Here is a 17,155-nt window from a genome sequence, read left to right on the forward strand (position 1 = left end):
TATGATTATGAAATCATTTGCTAAAATAGTAATTTTGCTTATCGTTTCTTTTGGTATTTCATTCATTTCTTTTACACAAAATACCTATACGCTCCAACAGGGTTTGGAAATGGGGCTGGAAAGAAATTTTGATATTCGGCTTGTTAGAAATGAATTGAAAATTGCCGAAAACAACGCAACTCGCGGAAATGCCGGCCAATTACCAACTATTGATCTTAACGGGTCATACGCAGGAAGCCTTAATAATACTAATACGGATTATTTAAATAATCCGCGAGATTCATATATGAATACTTTAAATAATAATATTAGCGCGGGAATTAATCTCGGATGGACAATTTTTGAAGGATTTAATCTCCAGACTAATTATGCGAAATTAAAAGAATTGCAAATGAAAGGAGAGTTTAATGCTCGCCTAATGATTGAAGACTTTATCGCCTCATTTTTAGCTGAATATTATAATTTAGTCCGACAAATACTTCAATTAAATAATCTTCAAATGTCACTCGAACTTTCGCTTGATAGGTTAAATATTGTTGAAGCAAGTTTTATTATTGGAGCAGCTTCAGGATTAGATTATCAGCAAGCTCAAGTAGATTATAACGCAGATTACTCTGCATTGATTTCTCAAGAAGAAGAAGTTCAGAGAATCAGAATAAGGCTCAATAGTCTTTTAGCTTTTGATGAAGATGATGATATGTTTTGTAGTGCCGATACGATTATAGTTTTTGATTCTACACTTATTAAGGAAGAAATTTGGCGGAAAACTTTAAAGAATAACACATCCTTGTTGATGGCTATTCAGAATAAAACGATTTCCGAACTTGATTATAAAAATGTACGTAGCAGAAATTACCCTTATTTAAAAATGAATATCGGTTATGGTTACAATCAATATTGGTATCAAAACAGTAATACAACAATGCAAAATCAGTTCGGATTAAATTTTGGAGTAACGGCAGGTATAAATATTTTTGATGGAATGAATAGGCGACGTGAACAGCAAAATGCACGTATCATGATTGAAAACAGTGAACTAATGGCGGAGCAATATATTTCTTCATTAAAAACTGATTTGGCAAATCTTTGGCTCGCATATACAAATAATATCCGTCTCTGGGAACTTGAAAGGCGCAATCAGATTGTTGCAAGCAGTAACTTTGAAATTGCTATGGAAAGATACAGGTTGCGCGAACTTTCGGGAATAGAATTAAGAGAAGCTCAGCTTGGTCTCTTAGAGTCTGAAGAACGGTTACTTACAGCTGTTTATAACATAAAAATTTGTGAAATATCTTTACACTTGCTGAGTGGAAGTATTATTGAAAAAAGTTTTTAAGGATATAATTTAAAGCGGAAGTAAATTTTTCACTAATAGAACAATTCTTAAATCCATTCATAAATAAAAAATAAATCTTTAAAATCAAATGCATGTTATTATGTTTACCAAAATAATTAATAGAAAATCGAAATTAATATCACTATTGCTTGTTGTAATTATATTATCGGCTTGCAACAATTCAGCAGTAAAAAAGAAACTCAATGTTCCTGAAAAACCTGATTATGCGCTGAAAGAATTTTGGTTTGGAGATATTAATCAAGAGTTTGATAAAAAAATTGATATTTTCTATGTTTATCCAACAGTTATCTTTGATGAAAAAGATGAAAATGGAAATGAAATCTATTTAGCTGATATTTCAAAGAAAGAGATTCGCGATGCTGCGTTTTCCAATCAAAATTACAATAATAATGTTTACGCCGGTGATAAATATAATTTCTTTGCTCCTTTCTATCGTCAGATTTCATTTAATACTTATGGTTTAAACAAAGAAGTTTTTCAGGAGTACCGAAAAATTGCCGTACAGGATATTTTGGATGCTTTCAGATATTATATGGAAAATCTCAATAATGGCAGGCCGTATTTTCTTCTCGGACATAGTCAGGGTTCAAGCATGTTAATCGAACTTTTAAAATATGGTATTGAAGATGATGAATTTGAAAGAATGGTTGCCGCTTACACCATAGGTTACTCTTTATCAAATGATGAAATTAAGAATTTTGAAAATCGACTTATTCCGGCAAAGGACAGTTGTGACTTGAATTGTGTCATTCTTTTCAATTCTCTTACAAATATTAATGCAAGAAGCATGACGATGCCTAAAAACGACATATGTATTAACCCGTTGATTTGGACTACAGACACAACATTTGCACCGCGTGAACTTCATTTAGGTTATTCGATGTATAATAAAAAACAACAAAAATATATAATAACCCCAAATATAACCGGAGTATATATTCAGGATAATTATCTGATTTGTCCAGATATAGATCCTTATCAATGTTTTCAAGAGGAATTCAAGGAATCATTTCCGTTAGGCAATTTACATTTTATGGATTCCTGGCTCTACTCCGAAAACTTAAAACAAAATATGGAATGTCGTGTTAGAAAATTACAAATGAGTAATTAATTATACAGAAGGAAGACTAATATAATTTATGAAATATCTTTAATTTAAGATTTTCGAAATTTTTATGATTGCATTTTTATTCCGATTACTCCTACTAATATCATGGCGGCAAAAAATAATCTCCAGAATGCTGCAGATTCTCCAAAGAATAGTATTCCTATTGTCAGTGTAGATACAGCACCTATTCCGGCCCAAACAATATATGCTGTGCCTATTGGAATTTCTTTTTGAGCAAAATACAGTAAAGTAACACTTAAGGCCATTGAACATACAGCCATTAATATTCCCCAGAACTTCACCTGCATAGTTTGAGATAATTTCAGTCCGATTGCCCAACCCATTTCAAAAAAACCACCTAAGATTAATAAAAACCAATGCATAATAAAATCAAAAATTTTGTGCAAAGATAATTCTATTTAATTAAGAAGCGGTTGATGACTGATGATAATTTTTAGGTAAGATAGAGAATTCGATATGTATTTTACTTTCTAAGTCCAAAATAAATTCCATATTATAATTTCATAATCGTAAAAGGTATAAATAATGAAAAATCAACAATTAAAAAATATTATTTTTGCTTAACATACTCGAATAATTGTCAATTACTAATCTTCAAATATTAATTAAATAATTATTTTTGCGTGGAAAAATGAATAATATAGTTTCAGAACATAATAAGCAAGAATATCCGCCGATGCATACGGCAGAACATATTTTAAATCAAACTATGGTACGAATGTTCGGTTGCGAAAGATCGAGAAATGCTCACATTGAACGTAAAAAATCGAAATGCGATTATAACTTAGAAAGTGTACCTTCCGATGAACAAATAAAACTAATAGAGAAAAAGGTTAATGAGATTATTTCTCAAAATCTTATTGTAATTGTGAAATATGTATCTTTTGATGAAGCAAAAGATATTGTTGATCTAACAAAATTGCCAGAAAATATAACTGATAAAGTTCGGATTGTAATGATAGGCGATTATGATATTTGTGCTTGTGTAGGTGCACATGTTAATAATACTTCGGAAATCGGAATATTTATGATTACTTCACATGATTTTGAAAATAATCGATGGAGAGTAAGATTTAGACTCATAGAAGGATAATACTAGGAATATATACACAAAGATTATTTGCTATTTATATTTGTTTATTTATCATTTAATTGCAGTATAAAATATTCAATTGTCATTACGACTTTGATAAAAATTAGATAACAACTACCGATATTGTCAACTATGAATTTTTATAATTACGATAAGGATGATATGTACTTATTTTGTAATTGATGTGGTCTGTAATTTACGTAGAAGGACAGAGATTTAAAGTTCAGGGTGTTTACGTTGTATATTTTTTTATTTGGAATATCATGGAGAAGATATGAGAATTAATTATCATATATTTAAGAATTCCAATTTAATAAAATAGGAATTTTTAGTAAGTTTGTAAATAGATGCTGATGATTGAAAAAAAATCAACTTAGAAAGTGATCGCAATTATTTAAAGTAATATGTGATTCAAAACCTGTTGCAAGCATGTTTTGACTATTATAAAATAAAAAAAGATAATTATTAACTGTTAATTATTAATTATTAATTACCTTTGCAATCACTGTTGGGGGTGCCGACAGATTGTTGTGCTGAGAAAATACCCCATGAACCTGACATGTTTAATTACAGCGTAGGGAAACGGTAAGAGTTGAAAAACACTTATTTAATAAACCGTTTCTTTGTGGAAGCGGTTTTTTTATTGACTGTATTAATTGTTGGGATTAAATTTATCTATATTATTAATTAAATTTTTATCCTATGAAAGTAAACAAAGAAATTCTGATTAACAATTTAAATCAACTTAGAAAGTCTTCTCCTTTGGTTCACAACATTACTAATTATGTTGTGATGAATAACACTGCAAATGCTCTTTTGGCAATTGGAGCTTCGCCTATAATGGCGCATGCCACTAATGAGATGGAAGATATGGTTGCCATTGTATCCGCTTTGGTTATCAACATTGGTACTTTGAATGATGAGTGGGTTAATGGAATGTTAATCGCCGGAAAAGCTGCAAAATTAAAAAATATTCCAATTATATTGGATCCTGTTGGAGCTGGAGCTACACCTTATAGAACAGACGTCTGTTTGAAAATAATTAAGGAATGTCAACCAGATATTTTGCGTGGGAATGCATCTGAAGTTATGGCGCTTAATAATAGCAATATAAAAACCAAAGGCGTTGATAGTTCCGTTAATTCCGATTGTGCTATTGAGGCTGCAAAATCTTTAGCTAATGAATATAATATGATTGTTTCTATTAGCGGTGAAACAGATTATATTACTAATGGTAATGAAATTATAGAAGTTACAAATGGTACTGAAATGATGACTAAAGTAACTGGTTTAGGTTGTTCCGCTTCAGCCTTAACTGGTGCTTTTGCTGCAATTAACCGAGATTACTTACAGGCTGCTGCTAATGCTATGGCAATTATGGGTATTGCTGGCGAAATTGCACTTTCTAAGTCTAGGGGACCAGGATCGCTTCAAATGAATTTTATTGATGAATTATATTTACTTTCCGAAAAAGAAATCAATCAATATCTAAAATAATATGGATTTAGATCTTAGTTTGTATCTGGTAACAGATAGAAAGTTATCATTGAATCGCCCATTAGAATGGGTTGTCGAAGAAGCTGTTAGAGGTGGTGTTACAGTCGTTCAATTACGTGAAAAAGATTGTGATACAAGAGAATTTGTGAATTTGGCAATTAAGCTGAAACAAATCCTATCTTTATATCATGTTCCTTTGTTAATAAATGATAGAATAGATATTGCCCTTGCAGCGGATGCAGACGGAGTTCATATCGGACAGTCGGATATGCCATATCATCTTGCAAGAAAAATTTTGGGATACAATAAAGTCATCGGATTATCCATAGAAAATTTTGAAGAAGCTGAGGAGGCAAATAAATTAGATGTTGATTATATTGCAGTATCTCCTGTCTTTTCTACACATACTAAAACAAATACCAAAATAGAATTCGGTTTTGAAGGAGTAAAAAAGGTTGTTGAGATATCTAAACATCCTGTTATTGGAATAGGTAACATTAACGTTACCAATATTCAAAAGATAATGCAAATGGGAGCAGACGGAGTTGCGGTTGTCTCAGCTATAATGTCGGCAACGAATATAGAAGAAGCTGCAAGAATACTTCAGTTAAAAATGAAAGAGTTATAAAAAGTTATAATTAGAACACAAAAAAATTAATTAAAAATAAATTTTTCTGATATTGAAATTACATAAAATCATAATCAGATCTAAACAAAAAAATAAATTATATATGAAATGGAGTGAAAAAACCTGGCAAGCAGTTGAAAAAATTTATGAAGAAATTTTAAATTTACCTTTTATTAAAGATTTATCTAAAGGAACTTTATCCGATGAAAGATTTAAATTTTACTTAATACAAGATGCTTTATATCTTAATGATTATAGCAGAACCTTAATGAATATTGCTTTGAAATTGCAAAATCCCGAGTATGGTGAAGCATTTATGAAGTTTGCTAATGATGGTGTAGCAGTAGAAAGAATTTTACACGAATCGTTTCTTAACGGACATGTACCTTCTAAGTCGGAAATGACTCCGACATGCAAATTATACACTTCTTACTTAGTAAGTAGTTTATATAATCCTCATATTGAGGTTTCTCTTGCAGCTGTTCTTCCATGCTTTTGGATTTACCAGAAAGTTGGTGAACATATCTACAATACAGCAGAAACCGAAAACAATAAATATCAAAATTGGATTAACACTTATGCTGATGAGTCATTTGCAGAATCGACTCAGAAAGCGATAGAAATATGCAATGTAATGGCAGATAATTGTAGCGAAGTTCAAAAACAGGAAATGACAGAAGCTTTTGTTTTAGCAACAAAAATGGAATGGATGTTTTGGGATAGTGCATACAGGCTTGAGAAATGGCCAGTATAATAATTGATGGATTATAATTTTCTTCATTTAGCTTATTACTTAATAATTTTAAACGAAATATTATTTTGTTATTTCGTTTATTAATTTAGAAATCAAAACTTTGAACCAAATATTATGAACTATAAAAGAGTATTAACAATTGCCGGTAGTGATTCAGGTGGTGGGGCTGGCATTCAAGCAGACATAAAAACTATGTCTGCTTGTGGTTGTTATGGAATGTCGGCAATTACTGCTGTTACGGTGCAAAACACATTAGGTGTTGAGAGTTTTATGCCTATCCCTCCGGATATTATAGAACAACAAATTGATGCGGTAATGATTGATATTGGTGCTGATGCGGTGAAAATAGGGATGCTTAGCTCTTCTGAAGTTATGTTGGCTGTAAAAAAAGCTTTGAAACCTTACGATCTTACGAATATCGTTTTAGATCCTGTTATGGTTTCAACTTCCGGACATAAATTGATGAATGATGAAGCAATTGATACATTAAAAAACGAGTTGTTAAATATGGCACGTATTATTACTCCTAATATTCCAGAAGCTGAAATTCTCCTTGGAGAAAAGATTACTCACCAAGATCAACTTCCTGAATTTGCAATGAAATTATCGAATAATAGAAATGTATCGGTGTTGTTAAAAGCCGGTCATCTTGATGATAAAATACTTATAGATGTTTTATATAATGCTGAGACTGATTCAATAACCAAATTAGGATCAAAACGCATTTACACAAAAAATACTCATGGTACTGGCTGTACATTTTCATCGGCATTAGCATCTTTTCTTGCTTATGGTTTGGACTTAGAAAGTGCCGTTGGAAAAGCAAAAGCTTATGTTTATTCTGCTATTGAAACTGGTGCGAAATATACTTTAGGAAAAGGACACGGTCCGGTACATCATTTTTATAGTTGGTGGGAATAAAAGAATTATTGATTCGATAAAAAATCAACTTAGAAAGTGAAATTTGTTATGTGAAATTTTTGAATAAAAGAGTTTTTGAGAAATAGACTTTTTATTTACTGATTCTTTTATCTTTTTATTGTTTTCGTACAAAATGAATTTTCCTTTTTTAGAGTATATTAATTGCTTATTATCAATTTTTAGTATGATAATATTTGTACTTGCTAAGTTGAATTCTGTTATTAACATTTTAATTTGGGAATTATTATCATACTTTAATTATCAATTAATTTATTATTTTTGCAAAAGTATTAACTAAAAGATGAATTATGAAAAAGTATGAATGCGAAGTATGTGGATATATTTATGATCCGGAACAAGGCGATCCTGATAGTGGTATAGCTCCCGGAACAGCTTTCGAAGATATTCCCGAAGATTGGGTTTGTCCGGTTTGTGGCGTGGATAAAAGTAATTTTAAGCCAATCTAATCATCAATTTGTATGGTATTATATAAATTGTAGGGATGTAACATATATATTCCTACAATTTTTTATAAATTTATTATAAGACGAAAGATTTATTAGATAGATAAGAACCATAAATTAATATGACATTAATTTATATATAAAATTGATTAATAGATGAAATTTCCGTAAGGAGAACGTATGCTTAACATTTTTTTGTCATTTTTCTCGCAATGCCCAACAATTTGAGTGTCGATATTAAATGATTTGCCGATGTCAATTAATGTAGAAGCGTATTTTTCAGAAATATAAATTTCAAGTCGGTGTCCCATATTAAAAGTTTTGTACATCTCATTCCAGCAGGTATTACTTTCTTTTTGAATCAAATCAAATAGGGGTGGAATAGTAAAAAGGTTATCCTTAACAACGTGAATATTATCATCAATAAAATGTAGAATCTTGGTTTGTCCGCCGCCGCTGCAGTGAATCATTCCGTGAATTTCGCTCCTAATCTCTTTAAATATAGCATTTAGAACCGGAAGATATGTGCGGGTAGGGGACAAAACTAATTTTCCGACATTAGTATTTACAATTGGATTTGTTAATTCTTTTGTGCCGCAATAAATTAAATTATACGGCACATCCGGATCATAGGACTCAGGATATAATTCTGCATATTTTTTACAAAAAACATCGTGACGTGCAGAGGTCAGCCCATTGCTACCCATTCCTCCGTTGTATTCTTTTTCATAGGAGGCAATTCCGTAGGAAGCAAATCCTACTATTACATCACCGGCATTTATTTTATCATTAGCAATAATTTTATTACGTTTTGCCCTTGCTGTAACCGTAGAATCAACTATAATTGTTCTTACCAGATCCCCAACATCAGCAGTTTCACCGCCTGTCGAATAAATATTTATGCCAAGATTTCTTAGCTCCTCAAGAAATTCTTCAGTACCTTCAATAATAGCAGAGATAATTTCACCAGGAATTAAAGATTTATTTCGTCCAATTGTCGATGATAATAAAATATTATCATCAATCCCAACACACATTAAATCATCAGTATTCATTACAATAGCATCTTGCGCAATACCTTTCCATACCGACATATCACCTGTTTCTTTCCAATATATATATGCCAATGAAGACTTTGTACCTGCACCGTCAGCGTGCATTATATTACAATATTCATCGTCATTACCCAGAATGTCTGGGATTATTTTACAAAAAGCTTTAGGGAAAATTCCCTTTGAAACATTTTTAATAGCTGTGTGCACATCTTCTTTACTTGAGGACACACCACGCAGCTCATATCTTGATTTATTGTTCATTATTCGAAGATTATCAATTGACTGCCTTCGTCAAAAATTACCATACCAACTCTATCTAAAGTTTTTTTGTTAAGAACGAGATCATAAGGGATTCTGCTATTTACAACAACCGGAACATTTTCAATTTCTTTATTGCCGAAACGTATAGTTTTGATAATGATTGTTGTTCTTTCTGCAATTTTACCTTGTGAGATAACTTTAGCCGGGTCACCTTCAATATCGTCAATAGTAATAACACCTTTTTGTAAGAACTCAACAGCTTTAGTATGTGAAATATAATTATCCGACATCTTTGGCTCGTATTCGAAATTCAATGTATAACCATTTGCGATACATTTGGATACTGTTTTATTGTCTTTTGTGATGATGTAATTGATATAGTTTTTATTAGGATCTACAACAATATTTATAATTCCTCGAACATCATCGATAGATTCGTTTTGAAGCGTTATTTCATCTGGAACGAAATCTTTACTGATAATTGTAAACTCGGTTCTACGATTGAGTTGATTGGCCGCATCCTTAGCCGATTGTGTAGGTAAATTATTGACGTACTCTTCATTAAGGGTTGTGCCTCCCGAGAAAAATTGTCCGTTTACGGTGTAATCTTTATGGAGTGTACGTGGTTTACGTTCACCGTAACCCTTTGCAACTAATCTTCTCGAATTTATACCACGATCAATTAAATAAGCAACAACAGATTCGGCACGTTTCTGAGAAAGCGCATCGTTACTTTCAATAGAACCTATCATGTCGGTATGGGAGGCTAATTCGATAACAATATTCGGATTCAAATTCAAGGTTGTAATAAGACCTTGCAGTGAATCCTGATATTGAGGTTTTAAATCCCATTTAGCAAAATCATAAAGGATATCGGGTAATACTACAGGTTGGTCAGGAATAGGGGACAAGGTAAAATCTCTTATAAAATTTTCACTTTTGGTTAGACCAACAGTTGTTTCCTTACCTGTAATTGTCAAATAATTATTTTTTTCAATTGTAATGTCATAAGTTGTTTCCGGTTTTAATTGTGATTTCGAAAAGACATATTCACCTTTATTATTTGTAATTGATTGAATAATACTACCATCTGTGCCGGTTAAAACTACTTTAACTCCATTTATATATTGCAGAGTCTTTTCATCCGTGATAGTACCTGTTAATGTAAACTCAATAGGAGGAACTATAAATCCGTAAATATCATCGTTACCTTTTCCACCTTTTCTATTAGAACTGAAATAACCTTCATTTCTTTCGGGACGGAATAAAATTCCGAAATCATCAGCACTTGAATTTAATGGAGCACCTGCATTTATCGGTAACGATTTAGGGATTTTATTTCTATCTAAATAAACATAAAATAAATCTAATCCGCCTATACCCGGATGACCATCGGAAGAAAAATATAAGGTACTGTCATTCCTGAAATGAGGAAACATTTCATTTCCTTTAGTATTGACTTTATTTCCGAGATTAATTGGTGTTTCGAAATCGGAGTTAGTAGATTCGCGGGTTGCTATGTAAAGATCTTTCCCACCTAATCCTCCCATTCGGTCGGAAGCAAAAACTATAGTAAGTTCGTCATCAGTAAGTGTCGGATGACCTGTCACACAAGTACTATCGCCACCTAATTTGACTTCTTTGGGATCAGACCAAGTTTTACCATTACGTCTTGCTACATAAATTTTGCACCCTACATATATGTCTTTACTATCAGGGCAATATGTATAATATAATCTATTTCCTCTATAATTAGAAAATGGGGTGCCTTCATTGGCAGTAGTGTTTACGATATTATCTTCATCAATAGGCACAGGTTGACTCCATTTTCCTTTCACATCAAAAGAAGCCATAAAAATATCACTGAACCGTTCCCCTGTCCATTCATCGTTTTGTTTGCCTTTTGCCGATTCTCGCGAAGAAGTAAAGAGAATTGAAGTATAGCTTTGATCGCCCCATGTAGGGGAGAATTCACTATATTTAGAATTAATGGTTTTTATCGGAATTATTTCACATTTATCCGGATTAGCAAGCCATTCCATAACTTTTTCACAAGATTCCAATCCTGCTAGAGCCAAAGGATCTCCGGGTACAATATCAAGATAAGTCTGATATTGTTCTTTAGCAAGATCATATTTTTCATTAAATCTCAGAGCATTTGCATATCTTAAAATAACAGTTGAATCACGTTTATCATATTTTCCGCGAATAGCCGCTCTATACTGAGCCTCCGCATTTTTCATTTTACTCGTATAAGTATAGCAATCACCTAAACGTGAAGCAATCCTTGCTCTTTCTGTTCGATTTTTTTTTGATTTGGAATATGCTTTTTTATATTTTTCAATAGCAGTAGTATAATATTGTTCTTCAAAAGCTTTGTCGGCTGCTTGAATATGTCTGTTTTGTGAAATAGCCACCGTAGTGAAAAATAATAATATTGTTAATATTGTTATTTGTTTTGCCATATTAATAAAATTAATCTACAAAGATATATAAAGAGGTTGATATTTTAACGAAACGATCGCGAAAATATTATTTTTATTAACTTTTATGTTGTTGTAATAATAATTTGAATACAATATTTAGATTAAAATTCAACTTAGAAAGTAAAATTAGAGTGTAGTGAAAAATATGTTGAAGGAAATGAAATTATTAGTACAACTTAGATAGTATTTTTAATTAATTAAATTTAATGAAGACCCTTAAAATCATATAAAGTGGATTTAGATTTATTTGGACTTAGAAAGTAAAACTAATTTTAATAAAAACAATTAAACAATTTTCAGTAATTTGTGTTAATTTTTTTATTAATTTCATAAGACATTTTGTGATTTTTTTGATTAATAAGAAAAAATACCTATGAAAAATAAACGCAAATGGAAAGATTATTATGTTTCACTTCTTAAAGGACTTTGTTATCATATTTATAATGAGGGGAATAATAAACAAATTATATTTCGAGATGATGCTGATAAAGAAAGATTTATTAAAAAATTTAAACTTTATATGACCCCATTTGTTATATTAGAATCTTATTCATTGATGCCAAATCATTTTCATATTATTATGATTGTGAAAAAAGATTTTAAAAATTACACAGATAGATATATTAATTTAGATAAAGTTATTACTCGCTTCAAAAAAAAATCATCTCGTGAGGAAGAGAGTATCATAATAGGAGAATTAATGAGAAGATTTTTAATGTCTTATTCAAAATATTACAACTCTAAATATTCATTAACAGGAAGTTTATTTAGAAAGAATTATAGACGAATATTATTAGAAACTATTGAAGATATTAAGCGAGTTATTATCTTTATTCATAGAAATCCACAGATTCATGAATTAATTAATGATTTTAGAGATTATACGTGGAGTACATATAAACGATATAAGGATGAAACAAAATGGTTATTGAGTTCGGGAGTAATATTTAAAACTTTATTCAAAAATATATTAATAATGGAGTTTGAACATATCAATCACACTGATAATGATTATGATATTCAAATTGAATAATATTTATCTAATAAAATTAGTCTTAATTTTTTGTTCTTTTTCAGGTTTGATATTTTTCAATTCATAGTTATTAATTGATTGTAGCAACCATGCAATATTTTTACCAAGAACATGCATAGTTTGTATTCCCTCTTCGTCTTGAAGAACTTCACCGGGTTTTGCGCCATGAACAATGTTCCAATAATTTGATGATGGGATTATCATTTCAGAAATTTGAAGATAATGATTAAGAGCATTGAATGCCATTGTACCTCCTGAACGTCGAGCCACAACGACAGACGCGCCAATTTTGTGCCTGAACCAATTACCATTTGAGTCGGATGTATAAAACATTCTATCAAGGAAACATTTCATTGTACCTGCAATTCCGGAATAATAAACAGGAGAACCTAAAATAATACCGTCGGCTTCTTTGATTACAGGTAAAAGGTCATTTAAAATATCAGTATTAATTACACATTTTTCATCCTTATTTTTATAGCATTTTCCACATCCCATACATCCTTTGATATCTTTTGCTCCTATATGAATTATCTCAAAATCAATATTCTCATTAATTACTGTTTTTCCAATCTCATTCAAGGTCGTATAAGTATTACCGTTTTGTTTAGGACTACCATTAATAGCTACTACTTTCATATTATATATTTTTAATTTATTAATTTGAAGAAATAATTGCAACTAATAATTATTCCCTTTTATAATTCTATCTAGTTTTAACACATTGATTTACTTTTTCCAAAAAGACTTTTCTATCTGTACCTGGAATAGAAACCAATCCGCAATTCATCCACAATGTGTTTTCTATACCAACAGACGTAAGTATGTTAAATATCATATCATTATAAACATCACCGAATTTCGAAATATTTTCTGTCGGTTGCCCAGATGTTGTTATAACCATTGATTTCGGAATTTTCAATAATGGTTTCCATGAATTATTAGAATCATCGTACGCAAAACCCTTCAAAAAAACTTTATCAAAAAATCCCTTTAAAATTGCCGGCATACTAGACCACCAGTCGGGAAAAATAAATATCAAATCATTACTCATTAATATCATGTCTTGGTATTTTTTTACCAGAGGATCTATATACTTACCTTCGTTAAATATTATAAGTTCTTCTTCGGATAAAACCGGATTGAAGTTGTCTTTATGTAAATCAATAATCTGATATTCTGTGTATTCTTCGGATAATGCTTCGATTACTGTATCTAAAATAGCTTTGTTAAAACTTCTGTGCCATGGATGTGCAAAAATTATTGTTGTCATAAAATTTTTATGCAAAGATAAAAAGATAATCTCTAAATAATAATGTATCGGATTCAAAATTCTTAATTCAAAAATATTATTTTTGCAAAAAATAAATATGAATAAACTTACTTTAGTTATTGGAGCTAATACGCGTACCAATAGTTATGCAAATATGGCGGTGTCACGGCTACTTCAGAACAATATAGATGTTATTGCTTTAGGGATAAACCAGGGTAAAATTGAAAATATTGAAATTACCACTGAATTTCCAAAAGATAAGAATATTGATACGGTAACTCTATATATTAATCCAAAAAGACAGGAAGAATATTATGAAAAAATTATTGGTTTAAAACCAAAAAGAGTTATTTTTAATCCTGGAACTGAAAATCCTGAGTTTAAGAATTTGTTAATCAAGAATAATATCAGTGTTCTTGAACAGTGTACATTGGTAATGTTGAGTTTAGGAGAATATTAGTATAGAATAATGAAGCGAGGAAAGGCTGATTTACCTTTACATTATGGGGTTGTACCTCAATGGCTTGCTCAGAGAATGAGTTTGCTTGGTGGTGCAATTGTTGAAGCAATTATTATTGAATACGGAAGAGATGCTTTTCTTCAGCGAATAAGTGATCCGTTTTGGTTTCAATCGCTTGGTTGTGTACTTGGCATGGATTGGCATTCATCAGGAATTACTACTTCAGTAATGAATGCATTGAAAAAATCAGTAAATAAGAAATCTGCCGAGCTTGGAATTTATATTTGCGGGGGAAGAGGAAAGTCATCTAGACAAACACCTGTTGAATTAATGGATGTAGCTTATAAAACAGGTTTAAACGGCGATGATTTGGTTTACAATAGTAAATTATCTGCTAAAGTAGATAATACGGCCGTTCAAGATGGATTTCAACTTTATCTTCACTCATTTATTGTTACAAAAGACGGCGAATGGGCGATTGTTCAACAAGGAATGAATGTAGATATGAAACTTGCAAGAAGGTATCATTGGCTTTCTTCTGCTTTGGAATCTTTTACAGAAGAACCCCATACTTCGGTTTGTGGAAACAACCAAGGATCAATTTTAAATCTTACGGATAAAGCAGCTACACTTACTAAGTCTAAAATAATTGAACTTACAAAAGAAAATCCAAACAAGTTAATGCGTGATATTTCATTGATATTACCTAATCATCACGAAGTGCAAGCAAAAGATGTTAACTTAAAGCGACTCGGCGCGACATTAATATTAATGCACGAAACTAATGTAAATGACATTGAATCACTATTGTTGTTAAAAAATGTCGGGCCTAGAACAATTCAAGCTATGACTTTAGTTAGTGAAGTTATTCATGGTACACCTTCCAGATTTTCAGATCCGGCACGTTTTTCATTTGCACATGGTGGAAAAGATGGTCATCCTTTTCCTGTCCCATTAAAAGTTTATGATGAAACAATTGATATTTTCGATAAAGCAATTCATAAATCCAAGTTAGGTGATAAAGATCAATCTGAAGCTTTAAAAAATTTGTCTCGACTTTCTAAGTCCATAGAAAAAACTTATTCCCCAAATAATTTTTTTGATGATTTTGTTGAATATGAACGTAATGAATCATATAAATATCGTGGAAAGACTGTTTTCGGCAATGCAAAAAAACCGAAGGGTGATCAGGGAACTCAGTTGAAATTGTTTTAATTTGAATTTGTTTCATCATGTTTTTTCAACTTAGAAAGTAATATCTGCAAATCAAATTATCAAAATAAATTTATCTTTGCAAAAATTTTTTCTGATGAGAAATAAAACACCTCAAGTTTATTATAATTTAAAAATAATTGAAGCTGTTAGTGAAGGTTACTCTATTGCTAAAACTAATGATAATCTAATAATTTTTGTTCCTTACGGTGCTCCAGGCGATATCGTTGATATACAGATTACACATAAAAGAAAGTCATTCAAGTACGGTAAAATTATAAATTTCCACTCGTATTCTCCCGATAGAGTAGAACCTTTCTGTAAGTATTTCGGTTTATGCGGCGGATGTAAATGGCAACATTTGAATTATCAAGCACAGCTTAATTTTAAACAAAAACAAGTTTACGATGCATTAACCAGAATTGGAAAAGTCGAATTTCCTACAATTAATCCGATAATACCTTCCCGAAAAACCCAATATTACAGGAATAAATTAGAATTCACTTTCTCCGATTTCAGATGGATGTTGGATGGTGAGTATGAAAATGATGAAAATCGTAATCTTAATGGATTAGGGTTTCATCTTCCTGGAAAATTTGATAGAATTGTGGATATTGATAAGTGTTACCTTCAACCTGATCCTTCAAATGCTATTAGGAATTTTGTTAGAAATTATGCTTTAAGTAAAAATTTGACTTTTTATAATATCAAAAACCATTCCGGTTTACTTAGAAATTTAATTATCAGACAATCTACTACCGATGGATTAATGGTAATATTTGTTGCGGCTGAAGATAATCCTGAAAGTTTATTTCCGCTTTTTGATGAAGTAAAAAGAAATTTTAAAGAAATTACCTCCCTTCTATATGTTGTTAATGATAAATTTAATGACGATATTTTTGATAGAAATGTTTTTGTATATAGCGGTGATGACCATTTGATTGAAAGAATGGGAAATTTGAATTTTATTGTTGGCGCAAAATCTTTTTATCAAACAAATCATGAGCAAGCATTTAATTTATATAAAGTTGCAAGAGAATTTGCCGGTTTAACCGGTAATGAAATTGTTTATGATTTATATACAGGTACCGGTACTATTGCCAATTTTATTGCGGAAAATGCTAAGAAAGTTATCGGTATAGAATATATTGAGCAAGCAATTATTGATGCACGACAAAATTCTGAATTTAATAAAATTAAAAACACAGAATTTTTTGAAGGTGATATGGCGAAGATATTAACAGACGAATTTATTGCTGTTAATGGTAATCCTGATGTTGTGATTACTGATCCGCCAAGAGCCGGAATGCATGCGGATGTTGTAAAAACTTTAGTGAAACATAGAGTTCCTAAATTAGTTTACATTAGCTGTAATCCTGCTACTCAAGCTCGTGATATTAATATGATGTCAGATACTTTCCAAGTTAAAAAAGTACAACCGGTAGATATGTTTCCACATACACACCATGTAGAAAATGTTGTTCTTCTAGAGTTAATTTAGCATTATTTCATTTTTAAATAATCATAATTAC

17 protein-coding genes and 1 riboswitch are annotated in these 17,155 nt (G+C 30.9%); of the genes, 12 read left to right on the forward strand and 5 right to left on the reverse strand.

The genetic code is table 11. From position 1 onward, the window contains the following. Nucleotides 1-7 precede the first annotated feature (7 nt). Both LBP67_06270 and LBP67_06275 read left to right on the forward strand, forming a co-directional pair. Nucleotides 8-1,336, forward strand: a complete 1,329-nt coding sequence (locus tag LBP67_06270) for a TolC family protein (protein MDR2084581.1) — start codon at nt 8-10, stop codon at nt 1,334-1,336. 100 nt (nt 1,337-1,436) lie between these two features. Continuing rightward, a complete protein-coding gene (locus LBP67_06275) occupies nt 1,437-2,468 on the forward strand; it encodes a DUF3089 domain-containing protein (protein MDR2084582.1) in 1,032 nt (343 codons plus the stop codon). Nucleotides 2,469-2,530: 62 nt separating this feature from the next. Here LBP67_06275 and LBP67_06280 read toward each other — a convergent pair whose 3' ends face one another. After that, nucleotides 2,531-2,848: a multidrug efflux SMR transporter gene (locus LBP67_06280; protein MDR2084583.1), complete on the reverse strand. Its 318-nt coding sequence runs from the start codon at nt 2,846-2,848 to the stop codon at nt 2,531-2,533. 269 nt (nt 2,849-3,117) lie between these two features. Between LBP67_06280 and LBP67_06285 the strand changes: the two genes are divergently transcribed. The 6 genes from LBP67_06285 (at nt 3,118) to LBP67_06310 (ending at nt 7,846) form a co-directional block, all read left to right on the forward strand. Continuing rightward, entirely contained in the window at nt 3,118-3,579 is a 462-nt protein-coding gene (locus LBP67_06285) for a hypothetical protein (protein MDR2084584.1), read from the forward strand. A 500-nt stretch (nt 3,580-4,079) separates the two neighbouring features. Further along, nucleotides 4,080-4,177, forward strand: a riboswitch (TPP riboswitch). A 104-nt stretch (nt 4,178-4,281) separates the two neighbouring features. Further along, entirely contained in the window at nt 4,282-5,076 is a 795-nt protein-coding gene (gene thiM / locus LBP67_06290; GenBank protein MDR2084585.1) for a hydroxyethylthiazole kinase, read from the forward strand. A 1-nt stretch (nt 5,077) separates the two neighbouring features. Next, a complete protein-coding gene (gene thiE / locus LBP67_06295) occupies nt 5,078-5,704 on the forward strand; it encodes a thiamine phosphate synthase (GenBank protein MDR2084586.1) in 627 nt (208 codons plus the stop codon). A 103-nt stretch (nt 5,705-5,807) separates the two neighbouring features. Next, nucleotides 5,808-6,458, forward strand: coding sequence for a TenA family protein (locus LBP67_06300; protein ID MDR2084587.1), 651 nt, complete (start codon nt 5,808-5,810; stop codon nt 6,456-6,458). Nucleotides 6,459-6,572: 114 nt separating this feature from the next. Continuing rightward, the gene (gene thiD / locus LBP67_06305) at nt 6,573-7,379 is read left to right on the forward strand and encodes a bifunctional hydroxymethylpyrimidine kinase/phosphomethylpyrimidine kinase (protein ID MDR2084588.1); all 807 of its coding nucleotides are present in this window, start codon (nt 6,573-6,575) and stop codon (nt 7,377-7,379) included. A 308-nt stretch (nt 7,380-7,687) separates the two neighbouring features. After that, nucleotides 7,688-7,846, forward strand: coding sequence for a rubredoxin (locus LBP67_06310; GenBank protein MDR2084589.1), 159 nt, complete (start codon nt 7,688-7,690; stop codon nt 7,844-7,846). Nucleotides 7,847-7,992: 146 nt separating this feature from the next. Here LBP67_06310 and LBP67_06315 read toward each other — a convergent pair whose 3' ends face one another. Further along, a complete protein-coding gene (locus LBP67_06315; protein MDR2084590.1) occupies nt 7,993-9,159 on the reverse strand; it encodes a phosphoribosylformylglycinamidine cyclo-ligase in 1,167 nt (388 codons plus the stop codon). Continuing rightward, the gene (locus LBP67_06320; protein MDR2084591.1) at nt 9,159-11,624 is read right to left on the reverse strand and encodes an OmpA family protein; all 2,466 of its coding nucleotides are present in this window, start codon (nt 11,622-11,624) and stop codon (nt 9,159-9,161) included. Before LBP67_06320 ends, LBP67_06315 begins: the two co-directional genes overlap by 1 nt. Before the next feature lie 394 nt (nt 11,625-12,018). Between LBP67_06320 and LBP67_06325 the strand changes: the two genes are divergently transcribed. Continuing rightward, a complete protein-coding gene (locus tag LBP67_06325) occupies nt 12,019-12,678 on the forward strand; it encodes a hypothetical protein (GenBank protein ID MDR2084592.1) in 660 nt (219 codons plus the stop codon). 3 nt (nt 12,679-12,681) lie between these two features. Here LBP67_06325 and LBP67_06330 read toward each other — a convergent pair whose 3' ends face one another. Both LBP67_06330 and LBP67_06335 read right to left on the reverse strand, forming a co-directional pair. Next, a complete protein-coding gene (locus LBP67_06330; GenBank protein ID MDR2084593.1) occupies nt 12,682-13,317 on the reverse strand; it encodes a flavodoxin family protein in 636 nt (211 codons plus the stop codon). Nucleotides 13,318-13,384: 67 nt separating this feature from the next. Continuing rightward, nucleotides 13,385-13,951 (reverse strand): NAD(P)H-dependent oxidoreductase, encoded by a 567-nt coding sequence (locus LBP67_06335; GenBank protein ID MDR2084594.1) that lies wholly within the window; start codon nt 13,949-13,951, stop codon nt 13,385-13,387. 97 nt (nt 13,952-14,048) lie between these two features. On the opposite strand from LBP67_06335, the gene LBP67_06340 reads away from it, so the two are divergent. From LBP67_06340 to rlmD, 3 genes are all read left to right on the forward strand, one after another. After that, nucleotides 14,049-14,411 (forward strand): CoA-binding protein, encoded by a 363-nt coding sequence (locus tag LBP67_06340; GenBank protein MDR2084595.1) that lies wholly within the window; start codon nt 14,049-14,051, stop codon nt 14,409-14,411. Nucleotides 14,412-14,420: 9 nt separating this feature from the next. Beyond that, complete coding sequence (locus LBP67_06345) at nt 14,421-15,626, forward strand: DUF763 domain-containing protein (protein ID MDR2084596.1); 1,206 nt, start codon at nt 14,421-14,423, stop codon at nt 15,624-15,626. 94 nt (nt 15,627-15,720) lie between these two features. Further along, nucleotides 15,721-17,124: a 23S rRNA (uracil(1939)-C(5))-methyltransferase RlmD gene (rlmD, locus tag LBP67_06350; GenBank protein ID MDR2084597.1), complete on the forward strand. Its 1,404-nt coding sequence runs from the start codon at nt 15,721-15,723 to the stop codon at nt 17,122-17,124. Nucleotides 17,125-17,155 lie beyond the last annotated feature (31 nt).

Source organism: Bacteroidales bacterium, from assembly GCA_031276035.1.
Taxonomy (GTDB): domain Bacteria; phylum Bacteroidota; class Bacteroidia; order Bacteroidales; family BM520; genus RGIG7150.

Bases quoted from the DNA above. Each gene is read 5' to 3' on its own strand.
- LBP67_06270 (MDR2084581.1), top strand. From the start codon at position 8: ATGAAATCATTTGCTAAAATAGTAATTTTGCTTATCGTTTCTTTTGGT.
- LBP67_06275 (MDR2084582.1), top strand. From the start codon at position 1,437: ATGTTTACCAAAATAATTAATAGAAAATCGAAATTAATATCACTATTG.
- LBP67_06280 (MDR2084583.1), bottom strand. From the start codon at position 2,848: ATGCATTGGTTTTTATTAATCTTAGGTGGTTTTTTTGAAATGGGTTGG.
- LBP67_06285 (MDR2084584.1), top strand. From the start codon at position 3,118: ATGAATAATATAGTTTCAGAACATAATAAGCAAGAATATCCGCCGATG.
- thiM (MDR2084585.1), top strand. From the start codon at position 4,282: ATGAAAGTAAACAAAGAAATTCTGATTAACAATTTAAATCAACTTAGA.
- thiE (MDR2084586.1), top strand. From the start codon at position 5,078: ATGGATTTAGATCTTAGTTTGTATCTGGTAACAGATAGAAAGTTATCA.
- LBP67_06300 (MDR2084587.1), top strand. From the start codon at position 5,808: ATGAAATGGAGTGAAAAAACCTGGCAAGCAGTTGAAAAAATTTATGAA.
- thiD (MDR2084588.1), top strand. From the start codon at position 6,573: ATGAACTATAAAAGAGTATTAACAATTGCCGGTAGTGATTCAGGTGGT.
- LBP67_06310 (MDR2084589.1), top strand. From the start codon at position 7,688: ATGAAAAAGTATGAATGCGAAGTATGTGGATATATTTATGATCCGGAA.
- LBP67_06315 (MDR2084590.1), bottom strand. From the start codon at position 9,159: ATGAACAATAAATCAAGATATGAGCTGCGTGGTGTGTCCTCAAGTAAA.
- LBP67_06320 (MDR2084591.1), bottom strand. From the start codon at position 11,624: ATGGCAAAACAAATAACAATATTAACAATATTATTATTTTTCACTACG.
- LBP67_06325 (MDR2084592.1), top strand. From the start codon at position 12,019: ATGAAAAATAAACGCAAATGGAAAGATTATTATGTTTCACTTCTTAAA.
- LBP67_06330 (MDR2084593.1), bottom strand. From the start codon at position 13,317: ATGAAAGTAGTAGCTATTAATGGTAGTCCTAAACAAAACGGTAATACT.
- LBP67_06335 (MDR2084594.1), bottom strand. From the start codon at position 13,951: ATGACAACAATAATTTTTGCACATCCATGGCACAGAAGTTTTAACAAA.
- LBP67_06340 (MDR2084595.1), top strand. From the start codon at position 14,049: ATGAATAAACTTACTTTAGTTATTGGAGCTAATACGCGTACCAATAGT.
- LBP67_06345 (MDR2084596.1), top strand. From the start codon at position 14,421: ATGAAGCGAGGAAAGGCTGATTTACCTTTACATTATGGGGTTGTACCT.
- rlmD (MDR2084597.1), top strand. From the start codon at position 15,721: ATGAGAAATAAAACACCTCAAGTTTATTATAATTTAAAAATAATTGAA.